The sequence below is a fragment of the Ornithinicoccus halotolerans genome (assembly GCF_009602535.1).
In the GTDB taxonomy this organism is placed as follows: domain Bacteria; phylum Actinomycetota; class Actinomycetes; order Actinomycetales; family Dermatophilaceae; genus Ornithinicoccus; species Ornithinicoccus halotolerans.
The window spans coordinates 1-24,351 of sequence record NZ_WIQI01000037.1 but is presented as its reverse complement, the minus strand read 5'-3'; the positions used below and the strand labels follow the sequence as shown (position 1 = coordinate 24,351).

Here is a 24,351-nt window from a genome sequence, read left to right as displayed (position 1 = left end):
TGGCGGTCGGCGGGTGGGCCGACGGCTACACCAACGCCATCTTCCGGCTGCTGGAGAACCTCGACGTCCCGCGCCGGCGGCACGAAGAGCAGCGGCGGCGCCAAGAGCAGCGGCGGCACGAAGAGCACCGGTGGCGCCAAGAGCACCGGCGGCACGAAGAGCACCGGCGGCGCCAAGAGCGCCCGCGGCGCCAGCGGGCGCAGTTCCAGCAGCACCGCCACGAGCGGCGGCACCAAAACCGGCGGCACCAAGAGCGCAGGCGGCACCAAGACCGGTGGTGGCACCAAGGCCGGTGGCAGCACGAAGAGCAGTGGCGGCACCAGGCGCGGTGGCAGCACCGGGGGCGGCAGCCAGCCGGGCAGCGGTTCCTGACCGCGGCGGCTACGCTCGGCGGCCGTGACCTCCGAGCAGCTGCCGTACGCCTCCGCTCCCGTCGTCGCCCGGGTCGAGCGCTCGGGATTCACCGAGTCGGTCCACCACGGGGTGGTCGCCGCGACCGACCCACAAGGGGAGCTGCTGCTGGCCCGCGGTGACGTCGAGGCGCCGTTCTTCCCGCGGTCGTCGAACAAGCCGCTGCAGGCGCTGGCGATGGTCCGGCACGGGCTGGACCTGCCGGACGAGCTGCTGGCGCTGGTGTGCGCCAGCCACAGCGGCCTGCGCTTCCACCGTGACGGGGTGCTGCAGATCCTGCGGGACGCCGGGCTCACCGAGGCCGCCCTGCAGAACACGCCCGACCGGCCGCTGGACGACCAGGAGGCCCGCCGCTGGGACGCCGAGGGCTACGGGCCGGTGAGCCTGGCCCAGAACTGCTCCGGCAAGCACGCCGGCATGCTCGCCACCTGCGTGGCCGCCGGCTGGGACCCCGCGGGCTACCGGGACGCGGCGCACCCGCTGCAGCGTGCCGTCGCGGCCACCATCGAGGAGCTCGCCGGCGAGCGCGTGGCCGCCACCGGGGTCGACGGCTGCGGGGCGCCGGTCATGGCGGTCAGCCCGGTCGGCCTGGCACGGGCGTTCGGGCGGCTGGCCGCCGCGCCGGAGGGGAGCCCGGAGCACCGGGTGGCCCAGGCGATCCGGCGGCACCCCGAGTGGCTGGGGGGCCCGGGCAGGGACGTGACTGCCCTCATCACCGGGGTGCCCGGCCTCATCGCCAAGGACGGCGCCGAGGCCGTGTATGCCGTGGGGCTGCCGGACGGCCGCGGCCTGGCCGTCAAGATCACCGACGGCGGCCGCCGGGCCAGTCCCGTGGTCACCGCGGCGGCGCTGCGCGCCCTCGGCGTGGGCGCGCCGGATGCGCTGGCGAGCCTGTCGCACGCGCCCGTCCTCGGCCACGGCGAGCCGGTCGGCGCGGTCGTGGCCGTCGGGTTGTAGCGGCTCGCATGCGAGCGGTGCTGCAGCGGGTGTCCCGGGCCGCGGTGCGGGTCTCCGGGGAGACGGTCGGTGCCCTGGACGCACCCGGGCTGGTGGCCCTTGTCGGTGTCACCCACGGCGACACCGAGGAGCAGGCGGGCACGCTGGCCCGCCGGATAGCCCGGCTGCGGCTGCTGGAGGGCGAGCGCTCGGTCACCGAGGCGGGCGCCGGCGTGCTCGTGGTCAGCCAGTTCACCCTCTACGGCCGCACCAGGAAGGGCCGGCGGCCCTCCTGGTCCGACGCCGCCCCGGCGGAGGTGGCCGAGCCGCTGGTCGAGACGCTCACCGGGTTGCTGCGCGCGGAGGGGGTGGAGGTGGCGACCGGCCGGTTCGGTGCCCGCATGGAAGTCGAGCTGGTGGCTGACGGGCCGGTGACGGTGTTGCTGGACACCGCCGACTGACCCGGCGATTAGGCTGGGACCATGTCGCCGATCGCTGAGGCCCAGGGGCTCGTCTCCCTCGTGCTGGGGGTGGCTGCCCTCGTCATCCAGGCCTGGGCGCTGCTGGACGCGGCAACCACTCGCTCCGAGGCGTTCGTGGCGGCCGGCAAGAAGACCAAGGGCTTCTGGCTGGTGCTCACCGGGGTCGCGGCCGCGATCGGGTTCGTGTTCTTCGCCAACCCCTTCAACATCTTCAGCCTGGCAGCCATCATCGTCGCCGCGATCTACCTCACCGATGTCCGCCCGGCCGTCCGGGCGGTGCGCGGCGGCGGCCGCGGCAGCCACGCGGGCCCGTACGGCCCGTGGTGAGGTCCACCCCCGTGGGTGCCCGTCCGGACGTGCTGACCGTCCGGCGGCCGTGGGGCCACTTCGACCAGCTCAGCGCCGGGGTCCCGGTCACCGTCAAGACGATCACCGTCCAGCCCGGGCACCGGCTCTCGCTGCAGCGGCACCGCCACCGTGGCGAGTTGTGGCAGGTGCTCGACGACGGCCTCGAGGTCACCGTGGACGACCGCACCTGGCCGGCCTCGCCCGGTGAGCTGGTGTGGATCCCGGCCGGCCGGCTGCACCGGCTCGGCAACACCGGGGTCGCCCCCGCTCGGGTGGTGGAGGTGGCGTTCGGCCAGGTCGAGGAGGGCGACATCGAGCGGACCGACGACGACTACGACCGCCACCTGGAGCCGGAGAGGCCGTAGCCGCCCCCGGCGGTCACCCGCTCCCGTGCCGGTCCAGCCCGGTCAGGAACCGGGGAGCGGCTCGGCCGGCACGCTGGGGTGGGACGAGCGTGGGAGGATGCGGGGAGGCAGCAGCCGGAACCCGCGAGCGACAACGGGAGGTCAGGTGAGCACCGGTCGGATCGGTCGGGTGGCGATGATCAGCGTGCACACCTCGCCGCTGGAGCGCCCGGGCACCGGCGACGCCGGCGGTCTCAACGTCTACGTCGTCGAGACCGCCCGCCGGCTCGCCGCCCGGGGCACCGAGGTGGAGATCTTCACCCGCGCCACCGACGGCTCGCTGCCGGAGACGGTCGGGCTCGGCCCGGGCGTGCTGGTCCACCACGTGCCCGCCGGGCCGTACGAGGGGCTCGGCAAGCACGACCTGCCGGGCCAGCTGTGCGCCTTCGCCGCCGGTGTCATGCGTACGGCGGCCGGGCGGCCGGAGCACTGGTACGACCTGGTCCACTCCCACTACTGGCTCTCGGGCCAGGTCGGGTGGCTCACCGCCGACCGCTGGAACGTGCCGCTGGTCCACACCATGCACACCATGGCGCGCGTCAAGAACGCCCAGCTCGCTGCGGGGGACGCCCCCGAGCCGCCCGGCCGGGAGATCGGCGAGGCGCAGGTGGTGCAGGCGGCCACCGTGCTCGTGGCCAACACCGACGGCGAGGCGCAGCAGCTGGTCGAGCTGTACGACGCGCCACCGGACAAGGTGCGGGTGGTCGAGCCGGGCGTCGACCTGTCCCGGTTCACCCCCGGTGACCAGCAGCAGGCCCGCGCCGCGGTGGGGCTGCCGGGTGACGCCCTGGTGCCGCTCTTCGTGGGCCGGATCCAGCCGCTGAAGGCCCCCGACGTCCTCGTCCGCGCCGCCGCCGAGCTGGTCCGGCGCGACCCCGCGCTCCGGGACCGGCTGGTGGTGCCGATCCTCGGCGGGCCCTCCGGTAGCGGCCTGACCCGCCCCGAGGCGCTCGCCGACCTGGCGGCCGAGCTGGGCGTGGCCGACCTGGTCCGGTTCGTGCCACCGGTCACCCGTGACGAGCTGGTGCAGTGGTACCGGGCCGCCGACCTGGTCGCCGTGCCCTCCTACAACGAGTCGTTCGGCCTGGTGGCGCTGGAGGCGCAGGCCTGCGCGACGCCGGTCGTGGCCGCGGCGGTGGGCGGGCTGCCGGTCGCGGTGGGACCGGGCGGGCTGCTCATCGAGGGCCACACCCCCCGCGACTGGGCCGCCGTCCTCGGCGCGCTGCTGGCCGACCCCCGGCGCCGGCGCCGGCTGGGGTGGTCCGGGGTGCAGCACGCATCCGGCTTCGGCTGGGAGCGCACCGTCGACCGGCTGGAGCGGGTCTATGCCGAGGCGTGCCGGGGCGGGGAGCCGGCCCCGATCGCCGGGGCGGACCGGCTGCAGGGGATCCCCAGGGCGGTCGTGCCGTGACGCAGGGCAGCATCGGCCCCGCCGCCGACCCCGAGGAGGTGCACGAGCTGGTCACCGGCTACTGCGCCGCCGCCGGCCTGGAGTGGGAGCCGGGCGCCCGTGCCCGGGAGGTGGTGGTGACCCTGCCGGGAGAGCACAAGCTCCGCACGGTCTGCTCGCTGCTCGTGGGGGAGCGGGCGCTGTCGGTGCAGGCCTTCCTGGTGCGCAACCCCGACGAGAACCACGAGGCCGTCTACCGCCATCTGCTGCGGCGGAACCTGCGGCTGCCGGGGCTGGCCTACGCGGTCGACGGCTCCGGGGACGTCTTCGTCACCGGCCGGCTCCCGCTGGCCGGGGTGGACGAGCGCGCCCTCGACGAGCTGCTGGGTGCCGTGCTGGCCGCCAGCGACGAGCCGTTCGACGAGGTGCTGGCGCTGGGGTTCCTGACCTCGATGCGCCGGGAGTGGGCCTGGCGCACCAGCCGCGGCGAGTCGACCGCGAACCTGGCGCGGTTCCGCCACCTGCTGGAGGAGGAGCCGCCCTCCGGACCCGAGGACGGCCGCCCGCCCCGTCAGTAGACTCGCGGCCATGACGTCACCGGTCGCGGATCCCAGCACGCACACCCTCGTCCTGCTGCGGCACGGCGAGAGCACGTGGAACGCCAAGAACCTGTTCACCGGGTGGGTCGACGTCGACCTGACCGAGGACGGCCGGGCGGAGGCGCTGCGGGCCGGCCAGCTGATGCGCGCCGAGGGGCTGCTGCCGGACGTCGTGCACACCTCGGTGCTGCGCCGGGCCATCAGCAGCGCCAACATCGCCTTGGACGAGGCCGACCGGCACTGGATCCCGGTGCACCGGCACTGGCGGCTCAACGAGCGCCACTACGGGGCGCTGCAGGGGCTGAACAAGGCGCAGACCCGCGAGAAGTACGGCGAGGAGCAGTTCATGGCGTGGCGGCGCGGCTACGACACCCCGCCGCCGCCCATCGAGGCGGACTCCGAGTACAGCCAGGCGGGCGACCCCCGCTACGCGGACCTGGGCGACCAGCTGCCCACGACCGAGTGCCTCAAGGACGTCGTGGAGCGGATGCTCCCGTACTGGGAGTCAGCGGTCGTGCCGGACCTGCGGGCCGGGAAGGTGGTGCTGCTGGCCGCGCACGGCAACTCGCTGCGTGCCCTGGTCAAACACCTGGACGGCATCAGCGACGAGGACATCGCCGGCCTGAACATCCCGACCGGGATCCCGCTGTTCTACGAGCTGGACGAGCAGATGCAGCCAGTGACCAAGGGCGGGCGCTACCTGGACCCGGCCGCGGCCGAGGAGGCCATCGCCGAGGTCGCCGGCCAGGGCAGCCACTGAGCCCGGCTCAGGGTGCTTCGAACTTGTAGCCCAGCCCCCGCACGGTGACGATGTAGCGCGGCTGGGAGGGGTCCGGCTCGATCTTGGCGCGCAGCCGCTTGATGTGGACGTCCAGGGTCTTGGTGTCCCCGACGTAGTCGCTGCCCCACACCCGGTCGATGAGCTGGCCCCGGGTCAGGACGCGCCCGCTGTTGCGCAGCAGCAGCTCCAGCAGCTCGAACTCCTTCAGCGGCAGCGACACCGCCTCGCCGTCGACGGAGACGGTGTGCCGCTCGACGTCCAGCCGGACCGGCCCGGACTCCACCGTGGCGGGGAGCAGCTCCTCGGGCTCGGAGAGCCGGCGCAGCACCGCCTTGATCCGGGCGAGCAGCTCCCGGCCCGAGTAGGGCTTGGTCACGTAGTCGTCCGCCCCCAGCTCCAGGCCGACGACCTTGTCGACCTCGCTGTCCTTGGCGGTGAGCATGATCACCGGCACCGAGGACCGCTGCCGCAGGCTGCGGCACACGTCCACGCCGGAGAGGCCGGGCAGCATCAGGTCCAGCAGCACCAGGTCGGCGCCGTTGCGGTCGAACTCGGTGAGGGCCTCCTGGCCGTTGTCGGTGACGGCGACGTCGAAGCCCTCCTTGGTCAGCATGTAGGACAGCGGGTCGGAGAAGGACGCCTCGTCCTCGACGACCAGGATGCGGGTCATGACCACCTCTCGGGGGTGTGCGAGCGAGTCTGCGGGCGGGACTGGGACGGTTCGGGGTCGGCCCGCAGCGGCGCCGGCGCGGGCGGGGAGGACAGTGCCTCCGTGCTGGAGGTTATCCGGCCCTGCCCGGCGGGCGCGGTGACGGTCCGCCGCCGAAGCGACGCCGGGGCCGCGGAGCCGAGCGGGCGGTCGTCGTCGTCGGCCGCCGCGGGCAGCCGAATGGTGAACGTGGAGCCGTGCCCCTCCTGGCTCCAGACGGTGACGTCGCCACCGAGGTTGGCGCAGATGTGCTTGACGATGCTGAGCCCCAGGCCGGTGCCGCCGGTGCTGCGGGAGCGGGCGGTGTCGACGCGGTAGAAGCGCTCGAAGATGCGCTCCTGGTCCCCCGGTGGGATGCCGGAGCCCTGGTCGCTGACCGCGACCTCCACCAGGTCCTCGTGCCGGCGGGTGACCACGGCCACCCGGGTGCCGTCCTCGGAGTAGGCGATGGCGTTGGCGACCAGGTTGCGGATCGCGGTGGTGAGCAGCTCAGGGTCGGCGTAGACCCGCAGCCGGCTCCGGTCCGCCGTCGCCGACACGGTCACCTCCCGGTCACCGGCGAGCAGCCTGGTGTGGTCGACCGCCGTGCGGGCGCACTCGGTGACGTCCACCAGGACCTGGTCCTCCAGCGGTGCCGTCGTCTGCAGCCGGGACAGGTCGATGATCTCGCTGACCAGCCGCCCGAGCCGCTCGGTCTCGACCTGCATCCGGCCCGCGAACCGTTGCACCGCCTCCGGGTCGTCGGCGGCGTCGGCGATCGCCTCGGCGAGCAGCGTGATGCCGCCCACCGGGGTCTTCAGCTCGTGGCTCACGTTGATGACGAAGTCGCGGCGGACCTCCTCCACCCGCCGGGCCGCGGTGCGGTCCTCGATGAGGAGCAGCAGCACGTCCTCCCGGATCGGCGCCACCCGCACCCCGACGTGGACCAGGCCGCCTCCCAGCCGGCCGCGGGACAGCTCCAGCTCGACCTCCCGCACGACCCCGTCGCGGAGGACCTCCCGGGCCAGTGCCACCAGCTCGGGGTGGACCAGGGTCCGGTCCCGGGCCAGCCCGTAGGCCACGGTCGAGGCGGACGCGTGCAGCACCGTCTCGCCCGGACCCAGCACGATCGCGCTCGAGCGCAGCGCCCCCAGCACGGCGGCGAGCCCCTCCGGCAGGCCCGACTGGTCGTCCGTGCCGGCGTGCCCGTTCTGGGTCCCGTGGCCGCCGAGCCGGAGGAGCAGCAGCGCGGCGACCACGCCGACGAGCAGGCCGGTGAGGGCGCCCAGCAGCCCGGCGGACAGTGCGTTCACGCCCCCTAGGGTATGGCGCTCAGCTCGCCGGACGGTCCCCGTCCCTCGTCTGGTGCCGGCCGGTGTGGCAGTGTTCACTTGACGTCTGCGGACCGTTCACCTGCGGGTGGGACCGTGCGCAGCACCGAACCGAGGAGGGAGCAGGATGCGGGCAGCATTCGCGGAGGAACTGCAGTTCATCACCGACCAGCTCGTGGAGATGAGCCGGCTGGCGGCGTCAGCCCTCTCCCGGGCGACCCAGTCCGCCCTCGAGTGCGACCTGGAGCTGGCCGAGCGGGTCATCACCGAGGACGAGCACCTGGACGCCGTGCGCCGGGACCTGGACAACCGCGCCGTCGATGTGCTCGCCCGGCAGCAGCCGGTCGCCACCGACCTGCGCACCGTGGTGACCGCGATGCGGATGAGCTCGGACCTGGAGCGGATGGGGGACCTGGCACGCCACGTCGCCAAGCTGACCCGGCTGCGCTACCCGGCCAGCCCGGTGCCCGAGCCGCTGCGTGACGTCATCGTCCCGATGTCCGAGCACGGGGAGCGGATCAGCCGGATGGCCGGGGACGCGATCGCCCAGCAGGACGAGCTCGGCGCGGCCAGGCTGCACCAGGAGGACGAGGCCATCGACCGGCTGCACCGGGAGGTGTTCGCCCGCATGCTGAGCCCCGACTGGACCCTGGACGCCCAGGCGACCATCGACGCCACCCTCCTCGGCCGCTACTACGAGCGCTTCGCCGACCACGCCGTCTCCGTGGGCGAACGGGTGGTCTACCTGGTCACCGGGGAGTGGGGCCGCGGGCTGTAGTCCGGCGCGCGGCTGTTGCTGGCGCGCGCCGCCGAGCCGGGGGAGTGGGTCGGAGGGGCCTCAGCCGTCCTGGCCGGCGGTGCGCTGGGACTGCTCCGGAGCGAGCCCGGTGTACGGCGCGTCCGGCGGCAGCACCGGCGCCGCCGCCGAGACGGTGTCGCCGCCCTCGACGCCTACCCGCAGCGTCAGGAACGCCCCTGGGGGCACGCTGACCTCCTCGATCGAGACCGGCTCGGTGCCCTCGGCGCTCAGCAGCGGCAGCGGCTCGCCGTCCAGCCGGACCGTTTGGCTGGGGGCGAGCTCGATGGTGGCCACCTCGGTGCGGTCCTCCAACGCGATCGTCACCGTGACCGGCTCGGCCCCGGCGTTGGAGGCCAGGCCGCTCACCCGGCCGGGTCCGCCCTCGCTCTCGGCCACGACCAGCAGGTTGCTCACCGTGACGCTGCCGACAGCGGCGGACACCCCGTCGGCAGGGTCGTAGCTCATGTCGGTGGTCATGGGCGACGTCAGCTGGCAGCCGCCGAGGCCGATCCCCAGCACGGCCGTCAGGACAGCGGCCACGAGGCGGCCGCCGGGGGTGCGGAGCAGAGCACGTCGGGTCGTCACGGACGTCAGGCTACCGGGTGCCCGGAGACGACGCCGACCGTGGTCGCGGCGGGGCGGGAGCACCCGCCCGGCCCGCCCCCGCAGCACTGCGAACCCCCTGCTCAGCCCGGGGGCAAGGCGCTGACCAGCACAAACAGCGTCCCGGACATTGAGTGACCCACACCACGCGTGTTATCCTTGAAGTCCGCGAAAGGGGCTAACTGAAGATGACGTTCAAGGTCGGCGAGACTGTCGTGTACCCCCACCATGGGGCCGCACTCATCGAAGAAATGAAGACGCGCACCATCAAGGGTGAGGAGAAGCTCTACCTCAAGCTCAAGGTCGCCCAGGGCGACCTGACGATCGAGGTCCCCGCCGAGAACTGCGACCTGGTCGGCGTCCGCGACGTCGTCGGGCAGGACGGCCTCGACAAGGTGTTCGAGGTGCTGCGGGCCGAGCACACCGAGGAGCCCACCAACTGGTCCCGTCGATACAAGGCCAACCTGGAGAAGCTCGCCTCCGGTGACGTCGTCAAGGTCGCCGAGGTGGTCCGTGACCTGTGGCGCCGAGACAAGGACCGCGGCCTGTCCACCGGTGAGAAGCGGCTGCTGAACAAGGCCCGGCAGATCCTGGTCTCCGAGCTGGCGCTCGCCGAGAAGACCAACGAGGACAAGGCGGAGGCCACCCTCGACGAGGTCCTGGCCTCCTGAGCCTGGGGGCCATCCTGGTCGCTGCCGGCCAGGGCACCCGCCTCGGGGCCGACCAGCCCAAGGCCCTCGTCCCCCTGGAGGGCGAACCCCTCGTCCGGCACGCCGTGCGCGGCCTGCTGGCGGTGGCTTCGCCGCCGGCGGAGCTGGTCGTCGTGGCTCCTCCCGGCCACGAGGCGGAGGTCGAGTCCGCGGTCGCGCCGCTGCTGCCGGGTAGCGGCCCCACCCGCCGCTGGGTCGTGACCGGAGGCGCGGAGCGACCCGACTCGGTGCGGCTGGGGCTGCGGCGGCTGTCGGGGACGGTTGACCGCGTGCTGGTGCACGACGCGGCCCGCGCCGCGACCCCGCCTCCGGTCGTCGAGGCTGTCATCGCGGCCCTCAGCGCGGGATACCGCGCGGTCGTCCCCGCCCTCCCCGTCACCGACACCATCAAGCGGGTCGCCGTCGCGAGGACCCCCGGCCGGCTCGAGCAGGCGACCGCCACGCTGGACCGGGCGAGGCTGCGGGCGGTGCAGACCCCGCAGGGGTTCGACCGGGCGCTCCTGGAACGCGCTCACGAGCAGTGGGCGGAGGCCGGCCCGGCCACCGACGACGCCGGCATGGTCGAGGCCCTCGGCGAGCCGGTCCACCTGGTCCCCGGCGACCCGCTCGGCACCAAGATCACCACCCCACCGGACCTGGCGCTGGTGAGCGCGCTGCGTGCCGAGGCGTCCGCCGGCCGGCCCGTCCCCGGCGGAACGCGCGGGAGCCGGGCGGTCCGAGCGGCCGCTCCGGCGGCACCGGTGCTGCTCGTCCTCGGCGGGCTGCCCGGCACCGGCAAGACCACGCTGGCGCGGGCCTGGGCCCGTCAGCGCGGTGCCGCCCACGTGCGGATCGACACCCTGGAGCAGACGCTGCTGGCCGGGCCTGCCGGGAGCGACGGAGCGAGCGCCGGTGGCGGCACCGGCGGCAGCGAGCGGCCGCTGGCCGGCCCGGAGGGGTACCAGCTGGGTTACGCGGTGGCCACCGACCAGCTGGTGCTGGGGCTGGACGTGGTCGCCGACTCGGTGAACCCGCTGCCGGTCACCCGGGAGGCGTGGCGGTCGGTGGCCGAGCGCGCCGGTGCCCGGCTGGTGGAGGTGGAGCTGGTCCTGGCCGACCAGGAGGAGCGCCGCCGCCGGGTGGCCGCCCGCCGTCCCGACATCGCCGGGCACCGGCTGCCCAGCTGGGCGGAGGCGGTCGGCCGCGAGTACGCCCCCTGGCCCGGGGTGACCCGGCTGGACTCGGCCGCGTCCCCGGAGCGGCTGCTCGGGACCCTGCAGGAGGTGACCGGGTGACCCCCCGGGTCGGCACCGGACTTGACGTGCACCGCTGGGCCGAGGACGGGCGGCCGCTGCGGCTCGCCGGCCTGCACTGGCCCGGGGAGCGCGGCATCGAGGGCCACTCCGACGGCGACGTCGCCTGCCACGCGGTCTGCGACGCGTTGCTGTCTGCCGCCGGCCTCGGTGACCTGGGAAGCGTGTTCGGGGTCGACCGGCCCGAGATGGCCGGCGCCAGCGGCACCGCCATGCTGGTCGAGACCCGCAGGCTGCTGGCCCAGGCCGGCTGGCAGGTGGGCAACGTCGCCGTCCAGATCGTCGGGAACCGACCCAAGGTGGGCCCGCGCCGGGAGGAGGCGCAGGAGGTCATGTCCGGTGCGCTCGGTGACGTGCCGGTGTCGGTCAGCGCGACCACCACCGACGGGCTCGGGCTCACCGGCCGCGGTGAGGGCATCGCGGCCCTGGCGACGGCGATCGTCGTCCCGGTGCCTGCTGAGCGCTGACCACTGCTGGCCCGATCGGGCCGGGGGCCGCGCCCGGGGAGCTCACCAGCGCGGGGAGCACCGGGGCCGCGGCGGGCGCGCCCCGGCGCGCCGAGTCGGTCAGCTGGAGCCGCCCGCCGCGCCGGCCATCACCACGACCGAGGTGGCCGCCACCACGGCGGCCTCGGCGTCGGAGATGGCCTTGCGGACCGCCTCGCTCGACCACGCGCCGTTGCTGATCGTCTTGGCCCGGGCACGCAGCTCGCGGCCGGGCAGACTGCCAGCGCCGCGGAACACCTTGGGCACCACGTCGACCGCGTGCAGCAGCGCCAGCAGGCCGCCGGTGCGCAGGCCGGGGGCGGTCCGGCCGAGGAGCACCTCGACCAGCTCGGCATGGGTGCGGCCCCGTGCCGCGGGGTCCACCGCGTGGCGCACCTGGGGAAAGATCCACAGCACCGTGGTCTCCTCGCGGCGGGCCACGCCACGGGCGACGAGCCGGGCGTAGACCGCGGCGTCCAGCCCCTTGGCCACCTTGGGGAGGGCGTCCTTGGGTTTGCGGCCGGCCCGCCCGGCGAAGGTGGCGAGCGCCTGGTCGAGCAGCACGTCGCCGGTCGGGCGCGGGTCCACGACCGCGAGCCGCCCCCGCTGGTCGACGGTGAGCCGCCCGGCCCCCTCCAGCTCCAGCAGCAGCGCGCCGGCCAGCCCCAGCCGCGCCTTGTCCTTGCCGCCGTACAGGCCCCCGCTGCTGGGGTCGGTGAGCTGGACCAGCAGATCCTCGGCGATGAGCATGGGCACCAGCGTACGTCGCTCCCGCTTGTAGCCTGGTCCGCGTGACCCTGCGCCTGTATGACACCGCCACCCGCGAGCTGCGGGACTTCGAGCCCGTCGTCCCCGGCCACGTCGGCGTGTACATCTGCGGGCTCACCACCCAGGGCCAGCCTCACATCGGCCACGTGCGGTTCACGGTCGCCTTCGACGTGCTGCGCCGCTGGCTGCAGCGCGGTCACGGCTACGAGGTGACGCTGGTGCGCAACGTCACCGACATCGACGACAAGATCCTCACCAAGGCCGCCGACGCGGGCCGGCCGTGGTGGGCCTGGAGCTACCTGCACGAGCGGGCCACCACGCAGGCCCTGGAGACCCTCGGCGTGCTGCCGCCCACCTATGAACCGCGGGCTACCGGCCACATCCCCGAGATGCTGGAGCTGGTGGCGGCGCTGCTGGAGCGCGGACACGCCTACGTCGCCGAGGACGACAGCGGTGACGTGTACTTCGACGTGCGCTCCTGGCCCGACTACGGCTCGCTGACCCACCAGCGGCTGGAGGACATGGAGCCGGCCAGCGATGCCGACCCCCGCGGCAAACGGGACCCGCGCGACTTCGCGCTCTGGAAGGGGCGCAAGGCCAGCGAACCGGTCACCGCCAGCTGGCCCACCCCGTACGGGCGCGGCCGGCCCGGGTGGCACCTGGAGTGCTCGGCGATGGCCCGCAAGTACCTCGGCGACACCTTCGACATCCACGGCGGCGGCGTGGACCTGCGCTTCCCCCACCACGAGAACGAGCAGGCCCAGTCCCATGCCGCGGGACTCGGCTTCGCCCGCTACTGGCTGCACAACGCCTGGGTCACCCTCAGCGGCGAGAAGATGAGCAAGTCGCTGGGCAACACGCTGGCGGTCAACGAGCTGACCCGGCAGGTGCGGCCGCTGGTGCTGCGCTACTACCTGGGCGCCGCGCACTACCGCTCCACCGTCGAGTTCGGCGACGACAGCCTCGCTGAGGCGGAGGCGGCGGTGGAGCGCATCGAGTCGTTCGTGCAGCGCGCCGTGGAGGCCGTCGGGGGCGGGAGCGGCGACACCGCGGCCCAGGCGGTGGCGGACCAGGCCGCGGCGGCCGAGCTGCCGAAGGACTACCGCGATGCCCTCGACGAGGACCTCAACGTGCCGGAGGCGCTCGCGGTGGTCTTCACCGCGGTGCGCGAGGGCAACCGCGCCCTGGAGGCCGACGACGTCGCCACCGCGCGACAGCGGCTGCTCGCGGTGGTGGCGATGACCGACGTGCTGGGGGTCAACCCGCTCGACCCGCGGTGGCGCGGCGGGGGCGGCCGGACCGGTGGCCCCGCCGACCGCGCCGGGGAGGCGCTGGACACGCTGGTGCAGGACCGGCTGGCCGCGCGGCAGGCCGCGCGGGCCGAGCGTGACTTCGCCGCGGCCGACGCCATCCGCGACCAGCTCGCCGATCTCGGCATCGCCGTCGAGGACACCCCCGCCGGCCCGCGCTGGGCCTGGACCCGTTGAGCAGAGGAGACCCGATGGCCGGCAACCAGCGCCGCCGCGGTGCGGTGCGCAAGTCGAACAAGAAGGGCGCCACCGTCGGCAGTGGTGGGCAGCGGCGCCGCGGCCTGGAGGGCCGGGGCCCGACCCCGAGGGCCGAGGAGCGCGTCGGGCACCCAGCCGCCCGCCGCGCCGCCCGCGACTCACGGGACCGGGGCCAGCAGCGCCGCGGCGCGCGCGAGACCGGGGAGGTGCTCTTCGGTCGCAACACCGTCGTGGAGGCGCTGCGCGCCCACGTGCCGGCCACCGCGCTGCACGTGGCGAGCCGGATGGAGGGCGACGACCGCGTCAAGGAGGCGCTGGCCGCCGCGGTCGAGCAGGAGGTGCCGGTGATGGAGGGCACCCGCCAGGAGCTGGACCGGCTCGCCGGGGGCGGGGTGCACCAGGGGCTGGTGCTGCAGGTGCCGCCCTACCAGTACGCCCACCCCGACGACCTGCTCGACGTGGAGCTCCCGGGCACCCCGCTGCTGGTGGCGCTGGACGGCATCACCGACCCGCACAACCTGGGCGCGGTGGTGCGCTCGGCGGCCGCCTTCGGGGGGCACGGCGTCGTGGTGCCCGAGCGCCGGTCGGCCGGCATGACCGCCGCCGCGTGGAAGACCTCCGCCGGCGCAGCGGCCCGGCTCCCCGTGGCCCGGGCCACCAACCTCACCCGCGCCCTGCAGGGCTACCGTCGTGCCGGCTTCTTCGTCGTGGGCCTGGACGCGGACGGCGACGTGGAGCTGCCCGAGCTGGCGCTGGCCGACCAGCCGCTCGTGGTCGTCGTCGGCTCCGAGGGCAAGGGGCTCTCCCGGCTGGTGCGGGAGACCTGCGACCAGGTGGTCTCCATCCCGATGACCGGTGTCACCGAGTCGCTGAACGCCTCGGTGGCCGCCGGCGTCACCCTCTACGAGGTGGCCCGCAGCCGCCGCTAGCCACCGGTTAGGTCAGGGCTGCAGCCGCGCCCGGATCGGGATCTCCTCGGTGTCCAGGCCCAGCACCGCGGCCTCCTCCGGCTTGCCGGGCAGCACCGAGTCCACGTAGTCGCGCAGGGTGTCGGCCATCGAGACGTCGTAGCCGACCTGCTCGGACAGGTACCAGCGGTGCTCCAGCAGCTCGTGGAAGATCTCCGGCGGCTCCAGCTTGCCGCGCAGCTCCGGCGGGACCCCGCGCACGGCCGGCTCGTAGACGTTGACGAGCCAGTCGTGGGCCACGACCGACTCGTCCTCACCCTGCCGGTCGGTCGCGGCGGCGTAGCTGTCCAGGTCGTTGAGCAGCCGCCGTGCCTGGTTCTCCTCCGCGTCCAGGCCGGTGAGCTGCAGCAGCCGGCGGGAGTGATGGCCGGCGTCGACGATCTTGGGCTCGATCTGCAGGTGGGTGCCGTCGACGTCGGTGGTCATCGCCAGCTCGCCCACGTCGAAGCCCAGGTTGTTCAACCGGCGGATGCGGTCATCCACCCGCCACCGGTCGCCCCGCTCGAACCGCTCGCTGGCGGTCAGCTCCGACCACAGCAGCTCGTAGCGGTGCATGATCCGGTCGGCGATCTCCAGCGGGTCGGCCTCCTCGTCGAGCAGGTCACCGGCGGCCAGGTCCATCAGCTCGCCGGCGATGTTGCCGTGGGCGATGTAGAGGTCGTGGGCCCGCTGGCCGTCGCTGAGCTGGTCGTGCAGCTCCGCGGTCTCGGCGTCGACCAGGTAGGCGGCGAACTCGCCGGCATCGCGGCGGAACAGCGTGTTGGACAGCGACACGTCGCCCCAGAAGCAGCCGGCCAGGTGCAGCCGCACCAGCAGCACGGCGAGCGCATCCAGCACCCGGCGCGCGGTGTCGGGGCGCAGCCGCTGGCTGAACAGTGCCCGGTACGGGAGCGAGAACTGCAGGTGCCGGGTGAGCAGGCAGGCGTCCAGCTGCTCGCCCGCGGCGTCGGTGCGGCCGCTGACCACGGCCAGCGGCTCCACGGCCGGCTGGTTCAGCCGGCGCAGCAGCTGCAGGGTCTGGTACTCGCGGCGGGCCAGCTCGGCCTTGATCTCCTTGATCGCGATCACCTGGCCGGAGAGCCGGGCGAACCGGACCACGTGCCGGGAGATGCCGCGTGGCAGCGCCGCCAGCTGGCTCTCCGGCCACTCCTCCAGCGGGAGAGCCCACGGCAGGTCCAGCAGGGCAGGCTCGGGCCGGGCAGCCGTGATGTCGAGGACCATGAGTGAAGCCTAGACGCGCCCGGACGTGGGCGGGCCCGCCCGGACCGGGGTCCGAGCGGGCCCGCCGCTGCCGGTGGGTCGGCCGCTCAGTCGTCGCCGATGCGCTGACCGCTCTCGGCGTTGAAGACGTGCACGTGCTTGGGCTTGGGCAGGAACCGGACGGTCTCGCCCTTCCTCGGCGGCGTGCGGCCGTCCACGCGGGCGATGAAGGGGCGGTCGTCGACCTCGTTGCTGGGCTGACGCCCGTAGACGTAGGCGTCGGCGCCGAGCTCCTCGACCACGTCGACCTCGACCGCGATGCCGTGGCCCTCAGGGTCGATGTCGAGGTCCTCGGGACGCACCCCGACGACCACCTTCTTGCCCGCGGCGGCCAGGTGCTCGCGCGCGATCGGGTAGGTGGTGTTGCCGAACTCGATGCCACCCTCGGTGACCGGCACCTCCATGAGGTTCATCGCGGGGGACCCGATGAAGCCGGCGACGAACACGTTGGTCGGGTAGTCGTACATGCGGCGCGGGGTGTCGCACTGCTGCAGCACGCCGTCCTTGAGCACCGCCACCCGGTCGCCCATCGTCATGGCCTCCACCTGGTCATGGGTGACGTAGACGGTGGTGACGCCCAGCCGGCGCTGCAGCGAGGCGATCTGGGTGCGGGTCTGCACCCGCAGCTTGGCGTCCAGGTTGGACAGCGGCTCGTCCATCAGGAACACCTGCGGCTGCCGGACGATGGCCCGGCCCATGGCGACGCGCTGGCGCTGGCCACCAGAGAGCGCCTTGGGCTTACGGTCCAGGTAGGCCTCCAGGTCCAGGATCTTGGCGGCCTCCTCCACCCGCTGCCGGATCTCGGCCTTGGGCTTGCCGGCGATCTTGAGGGCGAAGCCCATGTTGTCCGCCACCGACATGTGCGGGTAGAGGGCGTAGTTCTGGAACACCATCGCCACGTCGCGGTCCTTGGGCGGCATCGTCGTGACGTCCCGGTCGCCGATGAGGATGCGGCCGCTGGTCACCTCCTCCAGCCCGGCGAGCATGCGCAGGCTGGTGGACTTGCCACAGCCGGAGGGACCGACGAGGACGAGGAACTCGCCGTCGGCGATCTCGATGTCGAGCGCGTCCACGGCCGGGGCCTCCTGGCCGGGGTAGACGCGTGAAGCCTTGTCGAAAGTGACCGTTGCCATCTGTGTGCCTTTCCTTCACCGGCAGGTACGTGCCGGACGATCCGTCGTAAAGGAACTCAACAAGCGGGTGCCTGCGAGCGCGCCGCGGGTGGCCCGTCCCCTCGGGTCCGGCGGTGGCCGGTCACCTGGCGACGTTGCCCGTGACATGTCCGGCACCGACCGCAGCCTGCAAGATCTTGCAGACGACGCCGGACATCAGTCATCCTGACACAACGAGCCGCCAGTTGGCGAGCCCCGCGGCTCCATGGAAAGCGATTGCCCAGCGTGCGGCGCACCCGTGGACCCGACGACGGCAGGCACCTCAGGGAGGTTCTGGTGAGCGGTCGCCTCGACGAGGTCGCCCGGCGTGCCGGCGTCAGCGAGGCCACGGTCAGCCGGGTCCTCAACGGCAAGCCGGGCGTGTCCGCGGCGGCACGAGCGTCGGTCCTCACCGCGGTGGACGTGCTCGGGTACGACCGGCCGAGCCGGTTGCGCCGCGCCGGCGCCGGACTGGTGGGGCTGGTCGTGCCGGAGCTGAGCACCCCAATCTTCCCGGCGTTCGCGCAGGCCGTGGAGGCCCACCTGGCGGCGGCGGGCTACGCCTGCGTGCTGTGCCCGCAGCTCCCAGGAGGCGTTCGCGAGGACGAGTACGTCCAGCTGCTGCTCGACCGCGGGGTCGCCGCGATCATCTTCGTCAGCGGCCACCACGCCGACACCCGCGCCACCGTCGAGCGCTACCACCGGCTGCGCGACCGGCGGCTCCCGATCGCGCTGGTCAACGGCTACCGCGAGGACGTCCCGGCACCCTTCGTCAGCCACGACGGCGTCGCCGCCGCCGGGTTGGCGGTCCGCCACCTGCGCGACCTCGGGCACACCCTGATCGGGCTCGCGACCGGCCCCCGCCGCTACCTGCCCGTGCAGCGCCGGATCGCGGGGTTCCGTGCCGCGGTGGCGGACCTGGTGGAGCCGGACCAGGTGGAGGCGCTGGTCCAGACCACCCTGTTCAGTGTCGAGGGCGGGGCCACCGCGGGCCACCGGCTGGTCGAGTCGGGCGCGACGGCGGTGGTGTGCGGCTCGGACCTGATGGCGTTCGGGGTCGTCCGAGCGGCCCGGCAGGCGGGGCTGCGCGTCCCCGAGGACGTGTCGGTGGTCGGGGCTGACGACTCGCCGCTGTTGGCCTTCACCGATCCGCCGCTGACGACCGTCCGGCAGGACGTCGCCTCGATGAGCGAGGCGGCCGTCAACGCCGTCCTCGAGGAGATCGACGGCGCGCAGCCGCAGCACCAGGAGTTCCTCTTCGCTCCCGAGCTGGTGGTGCGGGGCAGCACGGCGCCGGCGCCAGACACCCGCTGAGCGGCGCGGCGCCGGCTGGGTCGTTCAGCCGCCCGTCCGCAGCCGCAGCACCTCGGTGAGCACCTCGAGGACGCCCTGCTCGTCCTCCACCCGGTGGTCGGCCACGGTGTCACCGGGGCCCACCCTGACCGTCACGTCCTGGGAGCGCAGCGTGGCGAACGCCCGCTCGTCGGTCACGTCGTCGCCGAGGTAGAGCACGGCCTCGGCGCCCTCCTCCTCCGCCAGCCGGAGCAGGGCGGGGCCCTTGCCGGCCTCGGTCACCGCCAGCTCCAGCACGTCCTTGCCGGGCGTGACGATCACCCCCTCCTGGCGCTGCGCGACCTCGGCGCCGGCGGCCAGGGCCCGGCCGGCGGGGTCGCTCTCCAGCCCCCGGGTGTGCAGCACCAGTGAGGTGGGCTTGCGCTCCAGCCGCACGCCGGGGTGCTCGGTCAGGATCGGCGCGACTGCCTGGTCCAGCTCGGCCAGCCGGCGGGTGGCCTCCTCGTCCGGCAGCCGCTGGTCGCGGCTGGACTCGGCGCCGTGGCTGCCGATCAGCACCACGGGTGGGCGCGCGCCGGTGAGGGTGTCCAGGGTGTCCAGCGCCCGGCCGGAGACCACCGCCACACTGACGTCGGGCAGCTCGGCCAGCTCGGCGAGCAGGTCCAGCGAGCCGGTGACGGGCCGGGCGGCCATGGGGTCGTCGACGAGCGGCGCCAGCGTCCCGTCGAAGTCGACGCCGACCAGGATGGAGCGGCGGGAGGCGAGGTCGCGCAAGGCGTGCGCGAGCGAGAGGTCCAGCATCATCTGCTCTCCGGGCGACGACAGGTGTCCGGACCGGCCGCGGCCGCCGACCCGCTCAGGAGCGGCGGGGCGGACGGTCCGGGGCGTGGCCCAACGCCTCAAGATACTGCTCCGCCCACGTCTGCACGTCGTGGGCCGCCACGCGCCGTCGCAGCGTCCGCATCCGCCGGCGCTTGGCGGCCGGGTCATCGCGCATCGCGCGCAGGATGGTCTGCTTCAGGCCCACGATGTCGTGGGGGTTGCACAGGTAGGCCTGTCGCAGCTCCTGTGCCGCCCCGGTGAACTCGCTCAGCACCAGCGCCCCGCCCAGGTCGTAGCGGCAGGTCAGGTACTCCTTGGCGACCAGGTTCATCCCGTCACGGATGGGGGTCACCAGCATCACGTCGGCGGCCTGGAAGAAGGCGGCCATCTCCTCCCGCGGATAGGACTGGTGCAGGTAGTGCACGGCGGTGTCCCCGATGAGGGAGAACTCGCCGTTGATGCGCCCGACCGTGCCCTCGATCTGCGCCCGAAGGTCCCGGTAGGCGGCGACGCGCTCCCGGCTCGGGGTCGCCACCTGCGCGAAGGTCACCTCCGGGGGCCGGATCTCGCCGTCCTCGTACAGCTCGGCGATGGCGCGCAGCCGGTGCCGGATGCCCTTGGTGTAGTCCAGCCGGTCCACTCCCAGCAGCAGTGTCTCGGGGTCACCGAGGGAGTGGCGGATCTCCCGCGCCCGCTCCCGGACCTCCGGCTTGCGGGCCAGCTCCTCCAGGCCCTGGACGTCGATCGAGATCGGCACCGCCGCCGCGCGGACGGTGCGCGGGGCGGCGCCGGGCTCGTCGTCGTCGGCCCCCTGCCAGGTGACCACCTCTCCCTTGCTCGTCGCCCCGAGCAGCTCGCGGCAGGCACGCACGAAGTTGGCACCGTCCTGCCGGCGCTGGAAGCCCAGGAAGTCGGCGCCCAGCAGGCCGCGCAGGATCGACTTGCGCCAGGGCAGCTGGGCGAACAGCTCCACCGGCGGGAAGGGGATGTGGTCGAACCACCCGATCCGCAGGTCCGGACGCAGCTCGCGCACCAGCGCCGGCGCCAGCTGCAGCTGGTAGTCGTGGATCCAGACGGTGGCGCCCTCGGCCGCTACCTCGGCGACCGCCTCCGCGAACCGCTGGTTGACCCGCCGGTAGGTGGCCCACCAGCGACGCTTGAAGGTGGGCGGGACGATGACGTCGTGGTAGATGGGCCACAGCGTGTCGTTGCTGAAGCCCTCGTAGTAGTCGCGGACCTCCTCGCCGCTCAGCGGCACCGGGTGCAGGTGCAGGCCCTCGTTGTCGAACGGCTCCGGTGTCTCCTCCGGCGAGCCGGCCCACCCGACCCAGGCGCCCTCGCGGTGGCGCATGACCGACTCCATCGCGGTGACCAGGCCTCCCGGGCTGGTCCGCCAGGTGGTGGTGCCGTCCGGCGCGACCACGCGGTCGACCGGCAGCCGGTTGGCCGCGACGACGAAGTCAAAGCTCCCCGATGGCATCCATCCTCCTGAGGTCACCCACGGGCGAGCGTAGACGAGCCGCTCCTGCGGCGCGCGGGGAGCCGGCCGCTGACCGGCGACAGGGGGTCCCGTCGCTGCCGGGCGTCAGCCGGCCGGCCGCTCGGCCACCAGGTGCGACCGCTCGCGGTACCGCTCGTAGACCTGCGGGGTGTGCTCCGCCTCCGGTGCGACGACGTCGGAGGACTCCCACCGCGGTGGCGTCGCCGCGCCGGACAGCACCCACGCGGCCTGCCGGGCAGCCCCGTCGGCGACGTACTCGCCCGGCTCCGGAACCTCGACCGGCAGTCCCAGCACCGCCGGGGCGAGCTGCTGCACCGCCTGGCTGCGTGCGCCGCCGCCGATCAGCCGAACCCGCTGGACCGGCACGCCGAGGGCGGTCATCGCCGCGATGCCGTCGGCCTGGCCGCACAGCAGTCCCTCCACCGCCGCGCGGGCGACGTTGGCCGGTGACATCGACCCGAGCGACAGGCCGAGCAGCGAGCCGGTCGCGTGGGGAAGGTTGGGGGTCCGCTCGCCCTCGAGATAGGGCACCAGGGTGAGCCCGGCCGCGCCCGGCTCGGCCGCCAGCGCCAGCGCGGCGAGCCGGTCGTGGTCCACGCCGAGAAGCCGGCAGGCGGCGTCGAGGACGCGGGAGCCGTTCAGCGTGACCGCCAGCGGCAGGAACCGCCCGGTCGCGTCGGCGAAGCCGGTGACCAGCCCGGTCGAGTCGGCGACGGGGTCGTCGGTGACCGCGGAGACCACCCCGGAGGTGCCCAGCGACAGGGTCAGGTCGCCGGGGGCCATGCCGAGCCCCACCGCGGCCGCGGCGTTGTCCCCGGCGCCTGGCCCGAGCGCCAGGTGCCCCAGCCCCAGTGCCGGGTCGCCGGCGCCGGCGCGCTCAGCAGGCGCGAGCACCCGGGGCAGCCGGATCCCCTCGGTCTCCTCCCTCCGCAGCGCCCGGGCGAGCAGGTCGTGGCGGTAGCGGTTCCCCATCGCGTCGAAGTAGCCGGTGCCGGAGGCGTCCGAGCGGTCGGTGGCCAGCAGGTCCAGGTCGCCACCGCCCATCAGCCGCCAGCTGAGCCAGTCGTGGGGAAGCGCGACCGCGGCGACCCGGGCGGCGTGCTCGGGCTCGTGGTCGGCGAGCCAGCGCAGCTTGGTGACGGTCAGCGAGGCGACCGGGACCGACCCGACGGCCCGCGCCCAGGCGGCGGCGCCGACCTCGCGGTCCGCGCCCGGGCCACCCAGCTCGTGGACCAGGTCCTCGGCCGCCCGCGCGCTGCGGGTGTCGTTCCACAACAGGGCCGGCCGGATGACCTGGCCCTCGGCGTCCAGGACGACCATGCCGTGCTGCTGGCCACCCACCGCGGCGGCAGCGACGTCGGCGAGCCCGCCGGCGGCGTCGACGGCGGCCTGCAGCGCCTGCCACCAGGCCTCGGGGTCGACCTCGGTCCCGTTCGGGTGCGCCGCCCGACCCTCCCGGACCAGGCGTCCGGTGTCGGCCTCCCGCACGACGACCTTGCAGGACTGGGTGGAGCTGTCGATGCCGGCGACGAGCGTGCTCATGCGCCTAGCCTGGCAGGGTCAGCCGACCAGGTGGCGCACCGCCAGCTGGTTCAGCCGCACGAACCCCAGGTGGCGCTGCGCCGCACCGTCCACAGCGAAGTCCTCGAACGCGGAGCGGTCCGCCAGCAGGTCCGCGGTCGACTCGCCGTCCCCGAGCGTGGGTCGGGAGAGCTCCAGCACGCCGGCCTGCTCCATGGCCTCCTGCACCTCCGGGTCCGCGCGGAAGGCCCGGGCCTTCCGCGCCAGCAGGTAGGACTCCATGTTGGCGCGGGCCGACTCCCAGATCCCGGGCATGCCCTCAGTGCGCGAGGGCTTGTAGTCGAAGTGCCGGGGCCCGTCGTAGGTGGGACCGCCGCCAGGGAAGCCGTTCTCCAGCAGGTCCACGGTGAAGAACGCCGACAGCACGTCGCCGTGGCCGAAGGCCAGGTCCTGGTCGTACTTGATGGAGCGCTGGCCGTTGAGGTCGACGTGGAACAGCTTGCCGGCCCACAGCGCCTGCGCCAGCCCGTGGGTGTAGTTGAGGCCGGCCATCTGCTCGTGCCCGGTCTCCGGGTTGACGCCGACGATGTCACCGTGCTCCAGCTCGGCGATGAAGCCCAGCGCGTGGCCGACGGTGGGCAGGAAGATGTCGCCGCGTGGCTCGTTCGGCTTGGGCTCCAGCGCGATGCGCAGGTCGTAGCCCTGCTCCTTGACGTATCCGGCCAGCGTGTCCACCCCCTCCCGGTACCGCTCGAACGCGGCGTGGGCGTCCTTGGAGCCGTCGTACTCGGCGCCCTCCCGGCCGCCCCACATCACGAACGTCTGCGCGCCCAGCTCGGCGGCCAGATCCACGTTGCGCAGCAGCTTGCGCAGCCCGAACCGGCGCACGCCGCGGTCGTTGGCGGTGAGCGCGCCGTCCTTGAAGACGGGGTGGGCGAAGGTGTTCGTCGTCACCATCTCCACGACCAGGCCGGCCTCCCGCGCGGCGTCGGCGAACCGACGCAAAATTGAGCGGCGCTCCGGCTCGGGCGTCCCGAACGGGACCACGTCGTCGTCGTGGAAGGTCACCCCCCAGGCGCCGGCTGCGGCCAGCGGGCCGAGGTACTCCCACGGGTCCAGCGCGGGACGGGTGGCGTCACCGAACGGGTCGGCGGCCTGCCAGCCGACGGTCCAGAGGCCGAAGGAGAACCTGTCCTCGGGACGGGGGGTGGGTGACACGGGCTGCCTCCTGAGTTTGTTGTTAGGCGAAACCTAATCCGCCGGCCCGGTAGTGTTCAAGGGTGAGCGCGACGTCCAGCACCCGGGTGCCTTCCGGCGCGCGCCGGCAGCACGACCCTGCCCGCGGCGCCGGCGCCGGCGCCGGAGTCGGGGCGCGGCAAGGGACCATCCGCGAGCACAACCTCGCGCTGCTGACCCAGCAGCTGTTCGGCGCCGGGATCCCGCTGTCCCGGGCCGCGCTGGCCGCCCGCACCGGCATGACCCGCTCGACGGTGTCCCGGCTCGTCGACGACCTGCTCGCGGCCGGGATCCTGCGGGAGGAGGAGGCGGTGTCCCACGGCGGCCGTGGCCGCCCCGCCGTCCCGCTGCTCCCGGCGCGGCGCACGCTGCTGGGACTCGGGCTCGAGGTCAACGTGGACTTCCTGGCCGCGCGGGCGCTGGACCTCTCCGGCGAGGTGGTCGCCGAGGAGGTCGTCCACGACGACCTGCGGGGCAGCGACCCCACTCAGGTGCTGGCGCGCACCGGTGACCTGGCCCGCGCGGTGGCCCGCCGTGCCGGGCGCACCGGCGGCCGGGTCGTGGCCTCCGCACTGGCGCTGCCGGGGCTGGTCCAGCGCGGTAGCGGCCGGCTGCTGCTGGCGCCCAACCTCGGCTGGACCGACGTGGACCCACTGGCCGGGCTCGGCGACACCGACGGCCTCGGCGACGTGGTCGCGGTCGTCAACGAGGCCGACGCGGGCGCGATGGCCGCGACCCGCCCGCGCCGCAACGGCCCGCAGCTGCCGCCGACCTTCCTCTACGTCTCCGCGCAGGTGGGCATCGGCGCCGCCACCGTCAGCCGGGGGGTGGTGGAGGCCGGTACCCACGGGTGGGCAGGGGAGATCGGCCACGTCGCCGTGGTACCCGACGGTCCCCGGTGCCGATGTGGAGCGACCGGGTGCCTCGAGCAGTACGCCGGCAAGGAGGCGCTGGCGGAGGCCGCCGGCCTGCCGCCGACCGCGGAGGCCGAGGAGCTGCTGGAGGTGGCCCTGCGCGACGGCGCCGCCGGCGAGCCCGCCCGCGCCGCGCTGGACCGGGCCGCC

26 protein-coding genes are annotated in these 24,351 nt (G+C 74.3%); 15 read left to right on the top strand and 11 right to left on the bottom strand.

The features are described from left to right. On the bottom strand, nt 1-221 hold a 221-nt coding region (locus GFJ45_RS08530), incomplete at its 3' end, for a hypothetical protein (protein ID WP_228386720.1). A 175-nt stretch (nt 222-396) separates the two neighbouring features. Here GFJ45_RS08530 and GFJ45_RS08525 point away from each other — a divergent pair. The 7 genes from GFJ45_RS08525 (at nt 397) to GFJ45_RS08495 (ending at nt 5,330) form a co-directional block, all read left to right on the top strand. After that, nucleotides 397-1,368 carry an asparaginase gene (locus GFJ45_RS08525; RefSeq protein ID WP_153396165.1) on the top strand — a complete coding sequence of 324 codons (972 nt, stop codon included), beginning with the start codon at nt 397-399 and terminating at the stop codon, nt 1,366-1,368. Between the two features lie 8 nt (nt 1,369-1,376). Continuing rightward, nucleotides 1,377-1,808 carry a D-aminoacyl-tRNA deacylase gene (gene dtd / locus GFJ45_RS08520; protein WP_153396163.1) on the top strand — a complete coding sequence of 144 codons (432 nt, stop codon included), beginning with the start codon at nt 1,377-1,379 and terminating at the stop codon, nt 1,806-1,808. A gap of 21 nt (nt 1,809-1,829) precedes the next feature. Next, on the top strand, nt 1,830-2,156 hold the full coding sequence (locus tag GFJ45_RS08515) for a DUF2516 family protein (RefSeq protein WP_153396161.1): 327 nt from the start codon (nt 1,830-1,832) through the stop codon (nt 2,154-2,156). Nucleotides 2,157-2,167: 11 nt separating this feature from the next. After that, nucleotides 2,168-2,542 (top strand): phosphomannose isomerase type II C-terminal cupin domain, encoded by a 375-nt coding sequence (locus tag GFJ45_RS08510; protein WP_228386718.1) that lies wholly within the window; start codon nt 2,168-2,170, stop codon nt 2,540-2,542. Nucleotides 2,543-2,717: 175 nt separating this feature from the next. Continuing rightward, entirely contained in the window at nt 2,718-3,992 is a 1,275-nt protein-coding gene (gene mshA, locus GFJ45_RS08505) for a D-inositol-3-phosphate glycosyltransferase (RefSeq protein WP_228386726.1), read from the top strand. Then, on the top strand, nt 3,989-4,549 hold the full coding sequence (locus GFJ45_RS08500) for a YbjN domain-containing protein (RefSeq protein ID WP_407670386.1): 561 nt from the start codon (nt 3,989-3,991) through the stop codon (nt 4,547-4,549). Before mshA ends, GFJ45_RS08500 begins: the two co-directional genes overlap by 4 nt. Before the next feature lie 10 nt (nt 4,550-4,559). Beyond that, nucleotides 4,560-5,330, top strand: a complete 771-nt coding sequence (locus tag GFJ45_RS08495) for a phosphoglyceromutase (protein WP_153396154.1) — start codon at nt 4,560-4,562, stop codon at nt 5,328-5,330. A 7-nt stretch (nt 5,331-5,337) separates the two neighbouring features. On the opposite strand, the gene GFJ45_RS08490 is transcribed toward GFJ45_RS08495, so the two are convergent. Both GFJ45_RS08490 and GFJ45_RS08485 read right to left on the bottom strand, forming a co-directional pair. Next, a complete protein-coding gene (locus GFJ45_RS08490) occupies nt 5,338-6,021 on the bottom strand; it encodes a response regulator transcription factor (RefSeq protein ID WP_153396152.1) in 684 nt (227 codons plus the stop codon). After that, nucleotides 6,018-7,352, bottom strand: coding sequence for a sensor histidine kinase (locus GFJ45_RS08485; protein WP_153396150.1), 1,335 nt, complete (start codon nt 7,350-7,352; stop codon nt 6,018-6,020). Before GFJ45_RS08485 ends, GFJ45_RS08490 begins: the two co-directional genes overlap by 4 nt. Before the next feature lie 145 nt (nt 7,353-7,497). Between GFJ45_RS08485 and phoU the strand changes: the two genes are divergently transcribed. After that, the gene (gene phoU / locus GFJ45_RS08480; protein ID WP_153396148.1) at nt 7,498-8,148 is read left to right on the top strand and encodes a phosphate signaling complex protein PhoU; all 651 of its coding nucleotides are present in this window, start codon (nt 7,498-7,500) and stop codon (nt 8,146-8,148) included. 60 nt (nt 8,149-8,208) lie between these two features. Here phoU and GFJ45_RS08475 read toward each other — a convergent pair whose 3' ends face one another. Then, entirely contained in the window at nt 8,209-8,754 is a 546-nt protein-coding gene (locus tag GFJ45_RS08475) for a hypothetical protein (RefSeq protein ID WP_153396146.1), read from the bottom strand. A 206-nt stretch (nt 8,755-8,960) separates the two neighbouring features. Between GFJ45_RS08475 and GFJ45_RS08470 the strand changes: the two genes are divergently transcribed. From GFJ45_RS08470 to ispF, 3 genes are read left to right on the top strand one after another with little or no spacing between them, the layout of a single operon-like run. After that, on the top strand, nt 8,961-9,443 hold the full coding sequence (locus GFJ45_RS08470; protein ID WP_153396144.1) for a CarD family transcriptional regulator: 483 nt from the start codon (nt 8,961-8,963) through the stop codon (nt 9,441-9,443). Further along, nucleotides 9,440-10,756 carry a 2-C-methyl-D-erythritol 4-phosphate cytidylyltransferase gene (gene ispD, locus GFJ45_RS16990; RefSeq protein WP_323368723.1) on the top strand — a complete coding sequence of 439 codons (1,317 nt, stop codon included), beginning with the start codon at nt 9,440-9,442 and terminating at the stop codon, nt 10,754-10,756. The genes GFJ45_RS08470 and ispD overlap by 4 nt, the downstream gene beginning before the upstream one ends. Next, the gene (ispF, locus tag GFJ45_RS08460; RefSeq protein WP_153396140.1) at nt 10,753-11,241 is read left to right on the top strand and encodes a 2-C-methyl-D-erythritol 2,4-cyclodiphosphate synthase; all 489 of its coding nucleotides are present in this window, start codon (nt 10,753-10,755) and stop codon (nt 11,239-11,241) included. Before ispD ends, ispF begins: the two co-directional genes overlap by 4 nt. 99 nt (nt 11,242-11,340) lie before the next feature. Here ispF and GFJ45_RS08455 read toward each other — a convergent pair whose 3' ends face one another. Then, nucleotides 11,341-12,009, bottom strand: coding sequence for a GOLPH3/VPS74 family protein (locus GFJ45_RS08455; protein WP_153396138.1), 669 nt, complete (start codon nt 12,007-12,009; stop codon nt 11,341-11,343). Nucleotides 12,010-12,050: 41 nt separating this feature from the next. Between GFJ45_RS08455 and cysS the strand changes: the two genes are divergently transcribed. Together cysS and rlmB are read left to right on the top strand one after the other, a co-directional pair. Beyond that, a complete protein-coding gene (cysS, locus tag GFJ45_RS08450) occupies nt 12,051-13,514 on the top strand; it encodes a cysteine--tRNA ligase (protein ID WP_153396136.1) in 1,464 nt (487 codons plus the stop codon). A gap of 14 nt (nt 13,515-13,528) precedes the next feature. Further along, nucleotides 13,529-14,464 carry a 23S rRNA (guanosine(2251)-2'-O)-methyltransferase RlmB gene (gene rlmB, locus GFJ45_RS08445; RefSeq protein ID WP_153396134.1) on the top strand — a complete coding sequence of 312 codons (936 nt, stop codon included), beginning with the start codon at nt 13,529-13,531 and terminating at the stop codon, nt 14,462-14,464. A 12-nt stretch (nt 14,465-14,476) separates the two neighbouring features. Here the strand turns inward: rlmB and GFJ45_RS08440 are convergent, their stop codons facing one another. Together GFJ45_RS08440 and GFJ45_RS08435 are read right to left on the bottom strand one after the other, a co-directional pair. Continuing rightward, complete coding sequence (locus GFJ45_RS08440) at nt 14,477-15,724, bottom strand: DUF4032 domain-containing protein (protein WP_153396132.1); 1,248 nt, start codon at nt 15,722-15,724, stop codon at nt 14,477-14,479. Between the two features lie 86 nt (nt 15,725-15,810). Continuing rightward, a complete protein-coding gene (locus tag GFJ45_RS08435; RefSeq protein WP_153396130.1) occupies nt 15,811-16,896 on the bottom strand; it encodes an ABC transporter ATP-binding protein in 1,086 nt (361 codons plus the stop codon). Nucleotides 16,897-17,211: 315 nt separating this feature from the next. On the opposite strand from GFJ45_RS08435, the gene GFJ45_RS08430 reads away from it, so the two are divergent. Continuing rightward, complete coding sequence (locus GFJ45_RS08430) at nt 17,212-18,228, top strand: LacI family DNA-binding transcriptional regulator (RefSeq protein WP_153396128.1); 1,017 nt, start codon at nt 17,212-17,214, stop codon at nt 18,226-18,228. Nucleotides 18,229-18,252: 24 nt separating this feature from the next. Here the strand turns inward: GFJ45_RS08430 and otsB are convergent, their stop codons facing one another. From otsB to xylA, 4 genes are all read right to left on the bottom strand, one after another. Further along, nucleotides 18,253-19,011 (bottom strand): trehalose-phosphatase, encoded by a 759-nt coding sequence (otsB, locus tag GFJ45_RS08425; RefSeq protein ID WP_153396126.1) that lies wholly within the window; start codon nt 19,009-19,011, stop codon nt 18,253-18,255. Between the two features lie 52 nt (nt 19,012-19,063). Beyond that, nucleotides 19,064-20,509 carry an alpha,alpha-trehalose-phosphate synthase (UDP-forming) gene (locus tag GFJ45_RS08420; RefSeq protein ID WP_153396124.1) on the bottom strand — a complete coding sequence of 482 codons (1,446 nt, stop codon included), beginning with the start codon at nt 20,507-20,509 and terminating at the stop codon, nt 19,064-19,066. Between the two features lie 105 nt (nt 20,510-20,614). Beyond that, nucleotides 20,615-22,072, bottom strand: coding sequence for a xylulokinase (gene xylB, locus GFJ45_RS08415; RefSeq protein ID WP_153396121.1), 1,458 nt, complete (start codon nt 22,070-22,072; stop codon nt 20,615-20,617). 18 nt (nt 22,073-22,090) lie between these two features. Beyond that, nucleotides 22,091-23,269 carry a xylose isomerase gene (xylA, locus tag GFJ45_RS08410; RefSeq protein ID WP_153396119.1) on the bottom strand — a complete coding sequence of 393 codons (1,179 nt, stop codon included), beginning with the start codon at nt 23,267-23,269 and terminating at the stop codon, nt 22,091-22,093. A gap of 62 nt (nt 23,270-23,331) precedes the next feature. Here xylA and GFJ45_RS08405 point away from each other — a divergent pair. After that, on the top strand, nt 23,332-24,351 hold a 1,020-nt coding region (locus GFJ45_RS08405; protein WP_153396117.1), incomplete at its 3' end, for an ROK family transcriptional regulator.